Annotated in this window: 14 protein-coding genes; 7 read left to right on the top strand and 7 right to left on the bottom strand. The window is 53.0% G+C overall.

Features of this window, described 5'->3' with window-relative positions; translation table 11 throughout:
* Positions 1-101: 101 nt before the first annotated feature.
* On the top strand, positions 102-2,339 hold the full coding sequence (gene ybiO, locus SK39_RS03830; protein WP_044701102.1) for a mechanosensitive channel protein: 2,238 nt from the start codon (positions 102-104) through the stop codon (positions 2,337-2,339).
* Here the strand turns inward: ybiO and rlmF are convergent.
* The gene (rlmF, locus tag SK39_RS03835; RefSeq protein WP_048216675.1) at positions 2,336-3,262 is read right to left on the bottom strand and encodes a 23S rRNA (adenine(1618)-N(6))-methyltransferase RlmF; all 927 of its coding nucleotides are present in this window, start codon (positions 3,260-3,262) and stop codon (positions 2,336-2,338) included. The genes ybiO and rlmF overlap by 4 nt on opposite strands.
* A gap of 210 nt (positions 3,263-3,472) precedes the next feature.
* Here rlmF and mcbA point away from each other — a divergent pair, with 210 nt between their 5' ends.
* The 5 genes from mcbA to ybiJ all read left to right on the top strand — a co-directional run bounded on the left by mcbA (position 3,473) and on the right by ybiJ (position 7,939).
* Positions 3,473-3,733, top strand: a complete 261-nt coding sequence (mcbA, locus tag SK39_RS03840; RefSeq protein WP_003837009.1) for a DUF1471 family periplasmic protein McbA — start codon at positions 3,473-3,475, stop codon at positions 3,731-3,733.
* 293 nt (positions 3,734-4,026) lie between these two features.
* Positions 4,027-6,312 carry a catecholate siderophore receptor Fiu gene (locus SK39_RS03845; RefSeq protein WP_048217393.1) on the top strand — a complete coding sequence of 762 codons (2,286 nt, stop codon included), beginning with the start codon at positions 4,027-4,029 and terminating at the stop codon, positions 6,310-6,312.
* A 43-nt stretch (positions 6,313-6,355) separates the two neighbouring features.
* Positions 6,356-7,033: a PKHD-type hydroxylase YbiX gene (gene ybiX, locus SK39_RS03850; RefSeq protein WP_003837014.1), complete on the top strand. Its 678-nt coding sequence runs from the start codon at positions 6,356-6,358 to the stop codon at positions 7,031-7,033.
* A 75-nt stretch (positions 7,034-7,108) separates the two neighbouring features.
* Positions 7,109-7,375 carry a DksA/TraR family C4-type zinc finger protein gene (locus tag SK39_RS03855; protein WP_003035233.1) on the top strand — a complete coding sequence of 89 codons (267 nt, stop codon included), beginning with the start codon at positions 7,109-7,111 and terminating at the stop codon, positions 7,373-7,375.
* Positions 7,376-7,678: 303 nt separating this feature from the next.
* Positions 7,679-7,939 (top strand): DUF1471 family protein YbiJ, encoded by a 261-nt coding sequence (gene ybiJ / locus SK39_RS03860; RefSeq protein WP_003035231.1) that lies wholly within the window; start codon positions 7,679-7,681, stop codon positions 7,937-7,939.
* A gap of 98 nt (positions 7,940-8,037) precedes the next feature.
* On the opposite strand, the gene SK39_RS03865 is transcribed toward ybiJ, so the two are convergent.
* The 5 genes from SK39_RS03865 to SK39_RS03885 all read right to left on the bottom strand — a co-directional run bounded on the left by SK39_RS03865 (position 8,038) and on the right by SK39_RS03885 (position 15,396).
* Positions 8,038-9,123: a malate/lactate/ureidoglycolate dehydrogenase gene (locus SK39_RS03865; protein ID WP_044701098.1), complete on the bottom strand. Its 1,086-nt coding sequence runs from the start codon at positions 9,121-9,123 to the stop codon at positions 8,038-8,040.
* A gap of 162 nt (positions 9,124-9,285) precedes the next feature.
* Positions 9,286-10,254: a DNA-binding protein YbiB gene (ybiB, locus tag SK39_RS03870; protein ID WP_003035227.1), complete on the bottom strand. Its 969-nt coding sequence runs from the start codon at positions 10,252-10,254 to the stop codon at positions 9,286-9,288.
* Between the two features lie 29 nt (positions 10,255-10,283).
* Entirely contained in the window at positions 10,284-12,434 is a 2,151-nt protein-coding gene (gene dinG, locus SK39_RS03875) for an ATP-dependent DNA helicase DinG (protein ID WP_003035224.1), read from the bottom strand.
* A 154-nt stretch (positions 12,435-12,588) separates the two neighbouring features.
* On the bottom strand, positions 12,589-14,010 hold the full coding sequence (locus tag SK39_RS03880) for a DASS family sodium-coupled anion symporter (RefSeq protein WP_048216676.1): 1,422 nt from the start codon (positions 14,008-14,010) through the stop codon (positions 12,589-12,591).
* Positions 14,011-14,043: 33 nt separating this feature from the next.
* Positions 14,044-15,396, bottom strand: a complete 1,353-nt coding sequence (locus SK39_RS03885; RefSeq protein ID WP_048216677.1) for a class-II fumarase/aspartase family protein — start codon at positions 15,394-15,396, stop codon at positions 14,044-14,046.
* Positions 15,397-15,598: 202 nt separating this feature from the next.
* Here SK39_RS03885 and SK39_RS03890 point away from each other — a divergent pair, with 202 nt between their 5' ends.
* Positions 15,599-16,333, top strand: coding sequence for a GntR family transcriptional regulator (locus SK39_RS03890; RefSeq protein WP_048216678.1), 735 nt, complete (start codon positions 15,599-15,601; stop codon positions 16,331-16,333).
* 67 nt (positions 16,334-16,400) lie between these two features.
* Here SK39_RS03890 and rhlE read toward each other — a convergent pair whose 3' ends face one another.
* A complete protein-coding gene (gene rhlE, locus SK39_RS03895; RefSeq protein WP_003845409.1) occupies positions 16,401-17,747 on the bottom strand; it encodes an ATP-dependent RNA helicase RhlE in 1,347 nt (448 codons plus the stop codon).
* Positions 17,748-17,782 lie beyond the last annotated feature (35 nt).

Raw genomic sequence — 17,782 nt, forward strand, 5'->3', positions numbered from 1 at the left:
GCCCGAAGGGAGGTTTTTCACCAGAATCCTCTCATTTCAATTCTCTCCCGCCCTGACATCTATACTTATCCTTTTGTATTTATTTTCTCATGGGAGGAGTCATGCGCGGGATCCTGTTCATTTTTGTTTGTCTGTTGAGTTTCCCGACTCAGGCGGTGACGATACCTGGCGTCACCACGCCAACATCAACCAACGCGCAAACCACAGCGGCGAAAGAGCCGGATATTGAACAGAAAAAAGCGGCTTACGGCGCACTGGCCGATGTGTTGGAAAATGACGCCTCGCGTCAGGAGCTGATCGGTCAGTTACGCAAAGTGGCCACTGCCCCTCCTGCCGAGCCGGTGCCGACCATTGTCCCGCCCACGTTAACGGAAGAAAAAACGGTACTGGAAAACGTCACGGACGTCACCCGCCACTACGGTGAGGCGCTCTCCAGCCGCTTTGCCCAGCTTTATCGCAATATTACCGATGCCCCGCATAAGACCTTTAATCCGCAAACGTTCACCAATGCTCTGACGCATTTTTTAATGCTGGCGGTGTCAGTGTTCGGTTTTTTCTGGCTGGTTCGCCTGTGCGCGCTACCGTTGTATCGCAAAATGGGACAATGGGCACGACGCAAAAACCGCGAACGCAGCAACTGGCTTCAGCTTCCGGCGATGATCGTTGGCGCATTCATTATTGATTTGCTTCTGCTGGCTCTGACATTATTTGTCGGGCAGATACTGAGCGACAAAATGAACGCTGGCAGTCGCACGATCGCCTTTCAGCAAAGCCTGTTTCTCAATGCCTTCGCCCTGATTGAATTCTTCAAGGCCATTTTGCGCCTGATATTTTGCCCAACGGTGGCCGAGCTGCGCCCGTTTAACATTCAGGATGCTGGCGCATGCTACTGGAATCGCCGTTTGAGTTCATTGAGCAGCCTGATTGGCTATGGGCTTATCGTTGCCGTGCCCATTATTTCGAATCAGGTCAATGTGCAGGTCGGCGCGATGGCCAACGTCATCATCATGTTGTGTATCACGCTATGGGCGCTGTACCTGATTTTCAGAAACAAGAAAGAGATAACGCAGCATTTGCTGAATCTGGCGGAAAGATCCCTCGCTTTTTTCAGTCTGTTTATTCGTGCTTTTGCGTTGGTATGGCACTGGCTGGCCAGCGCCTATTTCATTGTGCTGTTTTTCTTTTCGCTGTTTGATCCGGGCAACAGCCTGAAATTCATGATGGGCGCTACGCTGCGCAGTCTGGTAATCATTGGAATTGCCGCCTTTGTTTCCGGCATGTTTTCCCGCTGGATAGCCAAAACTATTACCCTTTCGCCACACACCCAGCGCAGCTATCCGGAACTGCAAAAGCGGCTGAATGGCTGGCTGTCGACAGCGTTAAGCGTAGCCAGGATCCTGACGGTGTGCGTTGCGGTGATGCTGCTACTGAATGCCTGGGGACTGTTCGACTTCTGGAACTGGCTGCATTACGGCGCAGGAGAAAAAACAGTGGATATCCTGATCCGTATCGCGCTGATTTTATTCTTCTCCGCCATCGGCTGGACGATTCTCGCCAGCCTGATTGAAAATCGTCTGGCTTCCGATATCCACGGTCGTCCGCTGCCCAGCGCGCGTACCCGCACCCTACTGACACTGTTTCGTAACGCACTGGCGGTGATCATCAGCACGATCACCATCATGATTGTGTTGTCGGAAATCGGCGTCAATATCGCCCCCTTACTGGCCGGGGCCGGGGCGCTGGGGCTGGCTATCTCTTTCGGCTCGCAAACGCTGGTAAAAGATATTATTACCGGGATTTTTATTCAGTTTGAAAATGGCATGAACACCGGCGACCTGGTGACCATTGGCCCACTCACCGGTACGGTTGAACGGATGTCCATCCGTTCTGTGGGCGTGCGTCAGGACACCGGGGCGTACCATATTATTCCCTGGTCATCGATAACGACCTTCGCCAACTTTGTGCGGGGAATTGGATCGGTCGTCGCCAATTACGACGTAGACCGCCATGAGGATGCGGATAAAGCGAATCAGGCGTTGAAAGATGCGGTTGCTGCGGTGATGGAAAAAGATGATATTCGCGGGCTGATTATCGGCGAGCCGTCGTTTGCCGGGATTGTAGGATTAACCAATACGGCATTCACACTACGGGTCTCGTTTACCACCTTGCCGCTGAAGCAGTGGACGGTACGTTTTGCGCTCGATAGCCAGGTGAAGAAATACTTCGATCTGGCCAACATACGCGCCCCGGTACAGACCTATCAAGTGTTGCCTGCACCAGGGAATGGCCCAACATCTGCGGCAAGCGAACCGCTGCCGCCAACCGAGCCAACACTTTAGCGTTTACGCGCCATAAAACGACGACGCTGATCGTTATTCATAAAGGTCCAGGCAATAAAGCGACTCTGCTTTTGCCCCTGGGCCATCTCTTTCTTGACCACTTTCACCGCGCCCGCATCCGTTAATGCGTGGTACAGCGGAGGCAAGTTCTCGCCGCGAGAAACCAGCGTGGTAAACCACATAACCTGACGGCCAAAAGCCTGGCTTTCGACGATCATTTTTTTGATGAACGCTACTTCGCCGCCTTCACACCACAGCTCCTGCTGTTGTCCGCCAAAGTTCAGCGCATCATCTTTGTCTTGCCCCAGATTACGACGTTTACGCTCGCTTCCTGCGCGGGCTGAGGCCGCAGAATCATGGAATGGCGGGTTACACAATGTGGCTTCATACTGCTCATTTTTGTGAATGATACCGTTGAAGATTGCCGAAGCATCTTTCTGACGACGCAGACGAATAGCACGGGTTAACCCCGGATTGCCGTTTATGATCGCCTGAGCGCTGTTAAACGCTTCGCTACTGCTCTCACTGCCCGTGAATCGCCAGCCGTATTCATGCACGCCGATCAGCGGATAAATACAGTTTGCCCCTACGCCTATGTCCAGGATGCTCGCATTTGCCGGAATGGTTCCGCTGGTTTCCCCCAACAGGTCGGCCAGATGGTGAATGTAGTCAGCGCGACCAGGAACCGGCGGGCACAGAAAACCGTCCGGAATATCCCAGTTTTTCACCGCATAAAAATGCGCCAGCAGTGCTTTATTGAGCGCCTTTACTGCCTGCGGATTGGCGAAATCAACACTCTGCTCCCCGCCGGGCGTGAGGGTGAGAAATTGCGTCAGCTCTGGGGTAACCTGGCATAAAGTCGCAAGATCATAACGGCCATTGTGGCGGTTGCGTGGGTGTAATCCCGGTTTCTGGGCGGACATAGCATTCTCCTTTTAACAGCGGCGTAAGATACCCGCATAACGCCACGCGGTAAACACACACAACAAGGAAATTTGATTTTTTACGCCTGTTTGACGCTTTGCTGATTGTTCGAAAAACAGACAGTTCATCACCAGTTTTTTGCGGTAAATGTCATCCGCTGACGACCTAAACTTATCAGGCACACCTGTTGTTTTTCAGAGGATATCACCATGAAAAAATGCCTCACATTACTTGCCGCTACCGTACTTACCGGCATGACATTTGCCTCCTTTGCTGCACAGCCATACACCAGCCCAGCTACCGGTCAGCTACAAGCTTCCGGCACAGTATCTGCTACCGGTGCAACTAACCTGAGCGATCTCGAAGACAAGCTGGCAGAGAAAGCGAAAGAGCAAGGGGCAAAAGGCTTTGTCGTTAATTCTGCTGGCGGTAAAAATCAGATGTACGGCACCGCAACTATCTATAAATAACTCCCCTTCCTTAGCCTAACTGCATTCATCCCGAATGCAGTTATGTGCGCGCTGTTCACTTCATTGCAGCTCAATTTGTAATCAATGTGTTGGCATTTTGAATCCAATGTAAATAAATGTATTTATTTTTGAATTAATGAATGTTAAAACGTCGCACTGATTAGAAATGATTATTAAAATCATTATCAATTACACATTCATTTTCGCGAGACCTGCAGGGTACAACATCCACAGAGATGTCCCTTCGCGTGAGTGAAACCGTCTACTCAAAAAATAATAAGTCATTAATTAAAATGGATAAAAATCGCAACTTGCCGTCCAGTAGTTTTCATTCACTGACTTTTTTTGCCGGTCTGTGCATTGGCCTGTCTCCGGTAGCCCAGGCTGTCGCAGCAGGCGATCAGGATAAAAAACAAGAAGATACGTTGGTCGTTGAAGCGGCCAAACCTTCGCTGTACGCCCCAACACAGTCTGCCGACCCTAAATTCTCCCGCCCGGTGGCGGATACCACCCGCACCATGACGGTGATTTCTGAGCAGGTGATTAAGGATCAAGGCGCAACAAATTTGACCGATGCGCTGAAAAACGTACCGGGCGTTGGCGCGTTTTTCGCTGGTGAAAACGGCAACTCCACTACCGGTGATGCGGTTTATATGCGTGGCGCGGATACTTCGAACAGTATTTATATCGACGGTGTTCGTGATATCGGCAGCGTCACGCGCGATACCTTCAATACCGAACAGGTCGAAGTGATTAAAGGTCCTTCCGGTACCGACTATGGACGTAGCGCACCGACTGGCTCTATCAATATGATCAGCAAACAGCCGCGTACCGACTCAGGAATCGATGCGTCGGCCAGCGTCGGTAGCGCCTGGTTCCGCCGTGGTACGCTGGACATTAACCAGGTTATCGGCGACACCACCGCCGCACGCTTAAACCTGATGGGTGAAAAAACACATGATGCCGGTCGCGACAACGTGAAGAATGAACGTTACGGCGTGGCCCCCTCACTTGCTTTTGGCTTAGGCACCGAGAACCGACTGTATCTGAACTATCTGCACGTTACTCAACACAACACACCGGATGGAGGCATTCCCATCATCGGTCTGCCGGGATATTCTGCGCCTTCCGCAGGGACGTCTGCACTGAATCATTCAGGAAAAGTTGATACGCATAACTTCTACGGCACCAACTCGGATTACGACGATTCGACGACCGATACCGCGACGATGCGTTTTGAACATGACCTGAACGACAGCACCACGATTCGCAACACCACCCGCTGGTCGCGTATTAAACAGGATTATCTGATGACGGCGGTGATGGGCGGTGCGTCTAATATTACGCAACCCACCAGCAGCGTCGACACCTGGACCTGGTCACGCCTGGCAAATACCAAAGATGTCAGTAACAAAATCCTGACCAACCAGACCAACCTGACCTCAAAGTTTTACACGGGATCCATCGGTCACGACATCAGCACTGGCGTGGAGTTGACGCGCGAAACACAAACCAACTATGGCGTAGCCCCGATTACCCCGCCGCCGGTTAATATTTATCATCCCAACAGCGACGTGAATATCGGCGGATTATCGCGTAACGGCGCCAACGCTAACGGGCAAACCGATACCTTTGGCGTATACGCTTTTGATACGCTACAAATTACCCGCGAGTTCGAGCTGAACGGTGGTATTCGCCTCGACAATTACCGCACTGAATATGACAGCGCCACCGCTTGCGGCGCTTCTGGCCGTGGTGCAGTGGCATGTCCGACAGGCGCCGCCAAAGGTTCCCCGGTCACCACTGTGGATACTGCCAAATCAGGCAATCTGGTGAACTGGAAAGCGGGCGCGCTGTATCACCTGACCGATAACGGCAATGTCTACATTAACTATGCCGTTTCTCAGCAACCGCCGGGCGGCAGCAACTTTGCCCTTGCTCAGGGCGGAAGCGGTAACAGCGCAAACCGTACCGACTTCAAACCGCAGAAAGCGAAAACTAGCGAGATTGGCACCAAATGGGAGGTGCTGGATAAGCGCCTGCTGCTAACCGCCGCAATTTTCCGCACGGATATTGAGAATGAAGTCGAGCAGAACGACGACGGAACCTGGTCCCAGTACGGGGAGAAACGCGTTGAAGGCTACGAGCTCTCAGTAGCAGGCAACATCACCCCCGCATGGCAGGTTATTGGGGGTTACACCCAGCAACGCGCCACCATCCACAGCGGCAAAAACGTTGCTCAGGATGGTTCTTCTTCCCTGCCCTATACGCCGGAACATGCGTTCACGCTGTGGAGCCAGTATCAGGCAACTGACGATGTTTCCGTTGGCGCGGGCGCACGCTACGTGGGCAGTATGCATCGCGGTTCGGACGGCGCCGTGGGTACGCCATCCTACACTGAAGGTTACTGGGTCGCCGACGCCAAACTGGGCTATCGCGTGAATCGCAATCTCGATTTCCAGCTAAACGTCTATAACCTGTTCGACACCGACTATGTATCCTCCATAAACAAGAGTGGATACCGTTATCATCCAGGCGAGCCAAGAACTTTCCTGCTCACTGCCAATATGCATTTCTGATCCATCGCGTGGGGCGAAAGCCCCACTTTCAGGAGAAACACTGATGATGTACCACATTCCCGGCGTTCTGTCGGCGCAGGATGTCGCCTGGTTTCGCGAACAACTGGACGCTGCCGACTGGGTTGATGGTCGCGCAACCACCGGCGCTCAGGGAGCGCAGGTTAAAAACAACCAGCAGGTAAATACGCAAAGTGAACGCTACGGCGTTTTACAACAGGCGGTACAGACTGCGGTAAATAACAGCGCGCTTTTCTTCGCCGCAGCACTACCGAAAACGCTCTCCACACCGCTGTTTAATCGCTACCAGGACAACGAGACCTATGGTTTTCACGTTGACGGCGCGGTGCGTAGCCATCCGGAGAACGGCTGGATGCGCACAGACCTTTCCGCAACCTTATTCCTGAGTAATCCGGATGATTATGAAGGCGGAGAGCTGCTGGTTAATGACACCTACGGCCAGCATGCGGTGAAGCTTCCGGCAGGCGATCTGGTGCTTTACCCTTCCAGCAGCCTGCACTGCGTCACGCCAGTAACCCATGGCGTTCGTGTGGCGTCCTTTATGTGGGTACAATCGATGATCCGTGACGACAAAAATCGCGCCATGCTTTTTGAACTGGATAAAAACATTCAATCCCTGAAGGCTCGTCATGGAGAGAGCAACGAGATCCTGTCATTACTCAATCTCTACCATAACCTGCTGCGCGAATGGTCTGAAATCTGATACTGCTGGCGCATGGTCGTTTTTCAGCCATCATCTTCGCTATACTTAGTCTGTAGACATCTGCAGGAGGTACACATGGCATCCGGATGGGCAAATGACGACGCTGTAAACGAACAGATCAACAATACTATTGAAGATGCTGTTGCCCGTGCCCGCGGTGAGTTACCGACGGGGGAAAGTCTGTATGAATGCGAAGAATGTGGCAATCCTATCCCTCAGGCCAGACGTGAGGCCGTACCTGGGGTACGCTTGTGCATCACTTGCCAACAGGATAAAGATTCACATAGCGCGGCATTTTCAGGATATAATCGCAGAGGTTCGAAAGATAGCCAGCTACGTTGACTCATCTTTACCAAAAGTTTCAGCGCATACGATTTCCTTTACGAGCACGCTTTTTCGCACTCTGTGTGGCAAAATGTGCCGTTGTTGGTTTCTCTGTAAAGCGCAATGACAAGAACTGTAAATCCCTCGCCTGAATTTATTAATATTCAATAAGTTATTTGTCATTCAATTTTTTTGATTGATGTCGTCAATTCTATTCGATTTTCTCTCACCAAAAAAAACGTGATACTTATCACATCGACGGAACAACGTCTTCTTAAAGAACACTGACTACTAACAGAACAACCCTGCGAGAGATTAATCATGAAAAATATCAAATTTGCTGTTGCTGCCATCGCCCTGTCTACCCTGTCATTTGGCGTTTTCGCTGCCGAGCCGGTTTCCTCCACTCAGGCACAAAGCATGAATAAAATTGGTGTAGTTTCTGCTGATGGCGCCACCACACTGGATGGCCTGGAAGCCAAACTGGCTGAGAAAGCGGCTGCTGCTGGCGCAACTGGTTACAGCATCACTTCCGCTGTCGGTAAAGACAAAATGAGCGGCACCGCGGTTATCTATAAATAACCGAAAGATTACCTGTACGACCCAATGCTCCAACCCTCATTGACCCTGTTTGTTACCCTTTGTTTGCCCGTCCGCCACTGGACGGGCTTTTTTTTTGCTTAGTGTTCAAGTCGTTGACGGAATTCCTGCAATACGGCGTCCGGCATGCCTATTTGCAGCGCCGCCTCGCAAATCGCCTGCCAGCTTCCTGCATCCAGCGGAATACCGTGTTCCAGCCGTTCCTCGCGAGTATTCACTTCCCACTCACCTGGCAACAGGATCGGGGCATCTTCAGCATGCGGGGACGCTTTCACCCACTCAGCAAATGCTGCGACCTGGTTGTCGCAGTCCGGCGCGCCGAACAGTTCCGGATTCATAATAATAGTGGTCATACAGTTGATGATGGCGTCCGGGCTGGTCTGCAGGCTCTCTTCATGTGTGGTTTTACCCCCTGAAAGCGCACCACCCATAATTTCGCACATCGCCGCCAGCGCATACCCCTTGTGCTCGGCAAAGGTTAGCAACGATCCCAGCGGAGAAACCTGCATTACCGCAGGATCGGTTGTAGGCATCCCCTCCACATCAATCAGACATCCAGGAGCTACCGGCTCGCCCTTATGCCATGCCACACGGGTTTTGCCAAACGCGATGGCACTGGTTGCATAGTCGAGCAATAGCGGGAAGGTATTTTTACGCGGAAAAACAACGCAGAAGGGGTTAGTGCCAAAACGACTATCGCGGCCATGAAACGGTGCAACCATCGGGATCCCGACCACACTCACAAAATGCACTGAGACAAAACCTGCAGCCGCGCATTGCTCCGCCCAGTAGCCAATACGTCCGATATGATGCGAATTATGTAATGCCACGGCGGCGATACCGTGCTGACGAGCTTTTTCAATCCCCAGCGTGATGGCTTCGTGAGCCGCCACCTGACCAAAGGCACAATCGCCATCAAGCGTAATCACCACCCCCGCATCTTTTACCACTTTGGCATGACGGTTGATTTGCAGATGCCCCAGCGAGAATGAACGAATATAGCTTGGGATCATACCGATGCCGTGGGAGTCGTGACCGGCGAGGTTAGAGGCTATCAGATGATCGGCCACCAGCCGCGCCTCCTGATCATTGCTTCCCATCTGGTGAAAAACGGCCTGGATAAAGGCGTGCAGCGTTGGCACATGGAAGCGATGTCCACTGTTCATTGTTATCTCCTGTTGTGTCGCGTGTTTGTTGTGTTTCTTATTTTTCAACAAACTATGCTGCGCCACGGCGCTCAGGAGGTCAATAAACGTGCAGAAATTTCACGTTGCCGAAAAGAGAAAACCGACAGACCAGGTAAAAGGCCCGTCGGGATAACAAATAAATCAGAAACTTTGCTCGACGCGGGCAAGTCCTTCGGCCAGCGAGGCGGATTCACCGGTTGCCACCAGGCAGCAGGCCATCTGAATTTTCAACGATGCCGGGACCGGCTCACTGCCAGCCAGACAACGCTCAATCCAGCGCGCGGTGGTTTCCGGATCTTTTGCCACCGGCAGCGGTACCGGCTCGTCAGGCATCTCGCTTTGTCGGTCCTGTAACACTCGCACACCGGATGAATCTATCAGGCTTATCTGCGGGCAGCGCTGCGGGTTGGCATACACTTCGCCCTCGGTACCATGCATCAACAGGCCGCGCCCACCGATATCGCCGAAGAACTTCGCCACACGCGAGACGTATTCCGGGTGGGAAACGCTGGAAAGACGCAGCGCCGCATCTTCAGCAAACGGCGTGGCTAATTTAGCCAGCGTGTGCGCACTGTTACGCACGCCCATGCGCCAGCGCATCGCCAGCTGTTTCTCCAGCGGAGGGCACAGCGCGCTCACCGGGATAAACACCGGCTGATGACCATCCAGCTTTGCCTGCGCCTGCCCGGCATGCAGCGTTGGCGTAATCCCCATCAGTTCAAAAATGGTTTCTGTCAGCACGCGGGTTGGATCCTCGCTGACGCCGTGCACTACTACCGGGAAACCGAGCTTATGCAGTAAAATCGCCAGCAGCGGCGTCAAATTCGCCTGCTTGCGTGCACCATTGTAGCTGGGAATGACAATCGGCATGGGTTTGGCTACTGGCGGAGTCAGGCGAATGGTGTGGTTTTGCATCGCTTCGTAAAAGCCCAGCATCTCCGCTTCGCCTTCGCCTTTAATACGTAGCGCAATCAGCACCCCGCCCATCTCAAGGTCAGGTACGTCGCCGTTCATCATATGGGTATACAGTCCGCGAGCAGTATCCTTGTCCAGGTCACGCGCGTGATTTTTTCCTCGCCCAATCTCTTTAATGATTTTGCGGTAATCCATCGATAACTCCTTGCCTGTTGCTCGCATCGTTAACGCCGACGGCGGCGCGTGGGTTTCGCTTTTTCTTTTGGTTTTACTATAACGTCTGGCACAGCAGGTTGCTCTATCGGAAATATGGGTAACGCGTTCAGTAAACGCTTGCCATAGTTTTTGGTCAATAAACGTTTGTCATAAATAACCACTTCTCCCCAGCAGCCATGGCTACGGATGAGTCGCCCAACCTGCTGGATCAAATTGAACGACGCCGCGGGCAGGCTCTGCACCTCGAAGGGGTAGCGGTTCAGGCTTTTCAACCACTCGCCCTCGGTGATCACCACCGGGCTGTCGATCGGTGGAAAAGCAATTTTGTGAATATGCACCTGGGTCAGCAGGTCGCCTTTCAAGTCCAGACCTTCAGCGAAAGATTGCAGCCCAACCAGCACACTGCGCTCGCCGTTGGTCACCCGTTTGCGGTGCAACTCTACCAGACGATAGCGCGGCTGATCGCCCTGCACCAACAACAGCAGGCGCAGATCGGTAACATGCTCAAGAAAACGCTGCATCGCCCGACCGCTGGCAAAGAGTACCAGCATCCCCTGATGCTTTTTGCTTTCCAGCTGTTCGCGGAAATAGGCGGCCATTTCCGCGATATGCTGCTCTTCGTTATCAATTAACGGTTCGTAGCGCATCTGCGGAATGACGATTTTGCCCTGTTCAACGTGATTAAACGGTGAATCCAGCGCAACAAACCGATCCCCTGCTTTTTCCTTCAGACCACTCATCTCCTGCAAACGCGAGAAGCTGTTGAGCGAGCGCAGCGTTGCGGAAGTGACAATAATATGCGGGACGCTACGCCACAGCAGTCGTTCGAGCTGATCGCTCACACGGATCCCCACGCAGTGGAACCAGACGTGGATCTGCCCGTCACGCACCTCGCGCGTCGCCCATTTACTCACCGGCGCGCCTGACGACTGCGCGAGCGATGCCAGCCGCCACAGTTTGCTTTGCGCCTCAAACATGCCCAGCGCCCGGTTCATCTGCAAAATAACCCGATGCAGACGCACAATATCGTGAGTGCCGGTTTTTTCGCTGAGATCGTTGAGGAACAGTTCCGCCAGCCCGCGCAGCATTTCCGTAAGCTTTGCCAGACGCTGACAAATCTCCATCACTTCTGCAGGCAGTTCGCCCATCGCAAAGCGGTGTTCCGCCTCCTGAGTAGCAGGCATATACAGATTAAGAATGTTATTGAGCGATGAAATCAGTTCATACAGCTCTTCACAGTGACCGTTCAGACGCTCGGCATTCGCCAGCGGCGGCGTGGTTTTCGGGCGAAACTGTTCCAGACAGGTCGCCACTAATTTGCAAAACAGATCCAACTGGAGCCGATACCAGGGGGCGCTGATTTCCGCGCTCATCTCCAGCGCATCGCGCGCGACATCCGGCAAATGGTGGCCTTCATCAAGTACCAGCAACAAGTTTTTCGGCTCCGGCAAAACGGCTTCGCTTTCCATCGCCGCCATCACCAGCGCATGATTAGCCACCACCACTTCAGCTTCCTGAATCTCCCGACGGGCGACAAAAAAAGGGCACTCACGGTAGTAGTGACAGTTGCGATTCAGACAGCTAGCTTTATCGGTGCTCAGACGCTGCCAGAGTCCGTCGTCAATGGCGATATCGGTGTGATCGCGCAGCCCGTCCCACTTGTAGCTGTCGAGATCGCCTTTTAACCTGGCGCAGCGCTTTTGTTCTTCCTGGTTGTTGGGCGTTAGGTCATCGTCGAGAAAAGCCAGCAGATCCTGCTGATTGGGTTCAGTACTGGCCAGCGCCGCTAAGTTACGCGGGCAGACATAGCGTCCGCGACCAAACGCGGCGGTAAAACGCAGGTCAGGGATAATTTTGCGCAGCAGCGGTAAATCTTTGCTGTAGATCTGATCCTGCAAAGCGACGTTGGCGGTGCTGACCACCAGCGTTTTTTGCTCTTCACGCGCAATGGCAATACCGGGAATCAGATACGACAGAGTTTTCCCCACCCCGGTCGGCGCTTCAATCGCCAGATGCCGCCCTTCTTCACCTGCCAGCGTTTTCGCGACGTCAGCAATCATCTGCCGCTGCGGCGCACGGGGGATAAAGTCGGGGATCTGTTCCTGAAGCGCCTTATACCAGGCGGCGATTTGCGCTTTTAACGCGGCCGTTAGTGCCATGAGAAAACCTGAAATACTGTATAAACAGCCACTATTGTGGCACATTTCAGGCCCTGGATGTACCTTTTTCCCCCATTCTGGAAAGCGTTTCGCAATTCATTTTTCCTGGCCGGACGGCTGTTCGAGTCCTGTCCGGCCAATAATTCACTGACGTTTAATAGTATCCCAACAGCTTCCACCACAGCATGCCCACGGCAAAAATGATGATCACATTTGCCGTCACCACACAGAGGTTAATTTTGTAAAAGCGCGGTCGTTCAAAATAGCCCTGGGCAAAATAAATGGGGCCAGGTCCACCACCATACTCGGTATTCCCCCACATCAGGTTACTAAAGATACCGAAGCAAATAGCCACCATCATCGGCGGTGCTCCCGCAGCGATCGCCGTGGCCGCGAAAGGGGCATACAGCGCAGCCACATGCCCGGTCGCCGTAGCGAAGAGATAATGGACGTAAATGTAAAGGATCCCCAACACAATAAAGGACTCGATCGCGCCAAAACCCTGAATACCGCTGCCTAACTTTATGGTCATCCATTTAATAAAACCCAGATCGGCAAGCCCTGTCGCCAGACTAATAATGACGCTAAACCAGATCACCGTATCCCAGGCAGCGTGGTCATTAAGCAAACTTTTCCAGCTAACAGCGCCCGAGGCAAACAGATACGCAGCCAATCCCAGCCCGACAGATGTGGCAGACAATCCCGTAATCAAGCTGGTCCCCCAACCAACCAATGCCAGCACAAAACCAAACGCGACCTTTTTCTCATTGCTGCTCATCGAACCGAGCTCACCGAGGGCCTGTTTGCCCATCGCTTTCGCCTCCGGCGTACGCTTAAGCTCGGGATCCAATAATTTATAAACCAATAGCGGCATCAGGCAGAAACAGACCATCGCAGGAACCACTGCGGAAATAAACCATCCGCCCCAGGTTATCTCTATTCCTAATGACGATTTCGCCAGACTCGCTACCAGCGGATTCGCCGCCATCCCGGTGAGAAATATTGCCCCGGTAATCGGCGTAAACTGGAAGCACACCATGGTTAAGAAATCGCCGATACGCTTGCCCGTTGCCCCCGGCGCTGAGCCCAATACATCATTGATGCAACGAGTGATAGGGAAAATAATCCCCCCGGAACGCGCGGTTACTGATGGCATTGCCGGGGCCATAATCAGATCGGAAACCCCCAGTGAGTAAGCGATACCCAGGCTGCTGCCACCAAAGAGCGATAACATTTTATACGCAATACGTTTCCCCAATCCCGAGGTTACAAAACCCAGAGACAAGACGTAGGCACAGAAAATGAGCCATACTGTACCGGATGCAAAACCTGACAATGCTTTTGCCTCTGGCAACGTTTTGGTGAAAATTACCACGCAAAGTGCAATCAACATCACCGCCCCCGAAGGGAGCGGCTGGGTAAGAATCGCGGCTATGGTCGCGGCAAATATCGCGAACATATGCCAGGCCTGAGGCGTCAGACCAGCAGGTACGGGATAAAACCAAATGATCGCGCCTATCGCCAGCGGTATCAGGAACGAGAGAATGGATTTTCCCGTGGCAGAATTTTTTGACATAAAAATATCCTTATTCCGTTAGCCCAAGAGCGTTCATTTCCGCGACATATATCTCGCTAATACCTGATCCACCATTGCTGGCGCCATTCCAAGGTAATTTGCCGGGTCGGTCAGTTCTTCAATCAACTGCGGGTCAAGTCGTTCCGAGACAGATGGCATCGCATTCAGCACGTCCGCTAATCGCCCGCCTTGTTCGTTGACGATGCGGCAAGCGTCGTACACCACATCATGCGCATCCTGACGACCAATGTACGGAGCCAACCCCATCATGACCGCTTCAGCCACAATCAATCCGTTGGTCATACCGAGGTTACGTTTCATCGCCGCTTCATCGACCACCAGCCCCGCCAGCATAAAGTTAGCCTGATGCAATGCCCCCGCGCTGAGAACGAAACTCTCCGGGATAGCAATCCATTCGGCATGCCACGGCCCGGTTGCACGCTCCAGATCTTGCACCATTGCATCAAGCATCAGCCCTGCCTGTTGGCGAACGCCTTTGGCACAGGCCAGCATTAACTCGCTGGAAATAGGGTTGCGTTTCTGCGGCATAGTACTGCTGGCACCGCGTCCTTTAACAAACGGCTCATACAGCTCACCAAACTCGTTTGCTGCCAGCAGCATTACGTCGTAGGCAATCTTGCCCAGCGACCCGGTAATCACCGCTAACAGATTCACCGCCTCGGCGAAACCATCACGCGCAACATGCCATGTGGACGTTGGGATATTCAGCCCAAGCTCTTCCATCATCTCTTTTTGTACCGCCAGCCCTTTATCCCCCAGCGATGCCAGCGTACCGGCGGCACCCGCAAACTCGCCGACCAATACACGAGGACGCGCCTGAGTCAGACGTTCCGCGTGACGTTCAAACATATCCAGCCAGATGGCTGTTTTATAACCGAAGGTCACTGGCAGAGCCTGCTGCAAATGGGTTCTCCCGGCCATCGGCGTATCACGATAACGGCGTGAGAGATCGGCCAGCGTTGCACGAAGTTTGTCCATATCGGACTCAATGAGCGCAAAAGCATCACGAATTTGCAGGACTACAGCAGTGTCCATAATGTCCTGAGTGGTTGCCCCCCAGTGCACATAGCCGCCGGACTCGCCAGCCTGTTTAGAAATCTGGTGCACCAGCGGTAGGATCGGATAACCCACGATTTCGGTTTCATGGCGTAATAAATCAAAATCGAGCGTATCGGCATTACATTTTTCAGCAATTTCCTGCGCCGCAGCCTCAGGTATCACACCGCAGCGTGCCTGGGCTTTAGCTAATGCCACTTCCACTTCCACGTATTTGCGTACCAGCTCGCGATCGTCAAACACCGCGCGCATCGCCGGTGTGCCGAAAGAATCCCTGAACAGAACAGAATCAAGTACATTCGAAGCCATAAATCCCCCTGGAAAATCTGATAGTGATAAGATGCGTGTTTACGGTCGTTTTTTAGATATTCAAACGCCGACACAATGTCCAGACATAATTAAATGTCCGTACATTTGAATGTACGGACATTTATAGTATTCATAAGAAATGTAGGGAATAGTCCGTACAAATTTTCGTGATAAAGATCACTAATATTTTGATGAAACTGCGATGAAAGAATCTCTGTACAAGCGAATAGCACGTGAACTGGCGCAGCAAATTGCGGTGGGAACCTTCGCCCCCGGCTCGCTGTTTCCTACGGAAATGGAACTGTGCGAAACATGGCAGGTCAGCCGCCACACCATGCGTGAGGCGTTAAGGGAATTAACAGAGCAAGGTCTGATTTCACGGCGTAAAGGTGCGGGTACTCGCGTTTGCGAACCTAAGGCGAACGGCGTCAATCACCCGCTATCGCATCTTGAGGATCTGTTGCTGCTGGCCAAAAACAATCTGCGCGTCATCAAGAAAATCGATGAGATTGTGGCGGACATAGAGTTGTCCCAGATGATTGGCTGCCCGCCAGGTTCTCGATGGCTGCACATTGCCAGCACTCGCGAAGATGCGCACAACCCCGACGCGCCAATCTGCTGGACGGACAGCTATGCCAGCACGGATTACGCCAAGTTGCGCACGTACATCCGTGACGATCCACACTCATTAATCAGCGATTTGATCGAAACGCATTACGGTATCAAAAGTCATGAGGTGCATCAGACCATTACGGCTGTCGGAGTGCCCAAAAAGGTGGCAAAGATTCTCACTGTAGCGCCTGATTCGCCAGCGATGAGAATTGTGCGTCGTTATCTGGACAGGGACGGGAAAGTATTTGAGACGACGATTTCGATTCACCCGGCAGGACGATATACCTGCTCGATCGTGCTGAAATCGCAAAGTTCGGGGGAGTGATTGACCTATCCGGCCTACACAGTGTGTAGACCGGATAGCGTGTTTATACAGCCATACAGTAAGGGAATTACTGCGCTGTAGACGGTTTGCGCGGACGGCGCGGCGGACGAGGCTTATCGCCTGCCGGTTTGCCTTCGCCATTACGCGGCTTCGCTTTTGGCGCACCGCCATCCTGACGACGCGGCTGCTGGCCACGCCCTGCTCCGCCCTGCCCGCGACCACCACCGCCGCCACGCTGCTGGCGACCATTCTGGATCGGCTCAGCTTTAATGGAGGGATCTGGCTCATAGCCTGGCGTTGCAATACGCGGGATCTCTTTTTTCAGCAGCTTCTCGATGTCACGCAACAACTTGTGTTCATCGACGCACACCAGAGACAACGCTTCGCCGGTGGCAGCGGCACGCCCGGTACGACCAATACGGTGCACATAATCTTCTGGGACGTTTGGCAGCTCGTAGTTCACCACGTGCGGTAACTCTTCAATGTCCAGACCACGCGCGGCAATATCGGTCGCTACCAGCACGCGTATATCACCGGATTTAAAATCAGCCAGCGCACGTGTACGTGCCCCCTGAGATTTATTACCGTGGATTGCCGCACTGCGGATGCCGTCTTTATTCAGCTGTTCTGCCAGATGGTTCGCGCCATGTTTGGTACGGGTAAACACCAGCACCTGCTGCCAGTTGCCCTGACCAATCATCTGTGACAACAGTTCACGTTTACGTTTTTTATCGACGAAATGAACATGCTGAGTTACCTGCTCGGACGCGGTATTACGACGTGCCACTTCGATTTCCAGCGGGTTATGCAGCAGTTTTTCGGCCAGCGACTTAATGTCATCAGAGAACGTTGCCGAGAACAGCAGGTTCTGACGTTTTGCCGGCAGTTTTGCCAGAACGCGACGAATATCGTGAATAAAGCCCATATCCAGCATGCGGTCAGCTTCATCCAGTACCAGGATCTCCACCTGATCCAGTTTTACCGCATTCTGATGCTCCAGATCGAGCAAACGACCCGGGGTGGCAATCAGTACATCCACACCGCCACGCAGTTTCATCATCTGCGGGTTAATGCTGACGCCGCCGAAGACCACCAGCGAGCGAATATTCAGATACTTACTGTAATCACGGACGTTTTCGCCAATCTGGGCCGCCAGTTCACGGGTTGGCGTGAGGATCAGCGCACGAACCGGACGACGGCTTTTACCATGCGGCTGATTGGTAATCAGGTGCTGCAACAGCGGCAGGGTAAAACCTGCCGTTTTCCCCGTACCGGTCTGGGCGCTGGCCATCAGATCGCGGCCTTCCAGCACGGCAGGAATAGCCTGCTGCTGAATAGGGGTAGGTTCACGGTAACCCTGCTCGGCAACGGCACGTAAAATTTCAGGGTTTAAACCAAGGGAATCAAAAGACATAACAACTCCGAACCGCCCTGACCGTTACCGGTGTC

It is taken from the genome of Citrobacter sp. BIDMC107 (assembly GCF_001037575.1).
Lineage (GTDB): Bacteria > Pseudomonadota > Gammaproteobacteria > Enterobacterales > Enterobacteriaceae > Citrobacter > Citrobacter freundii.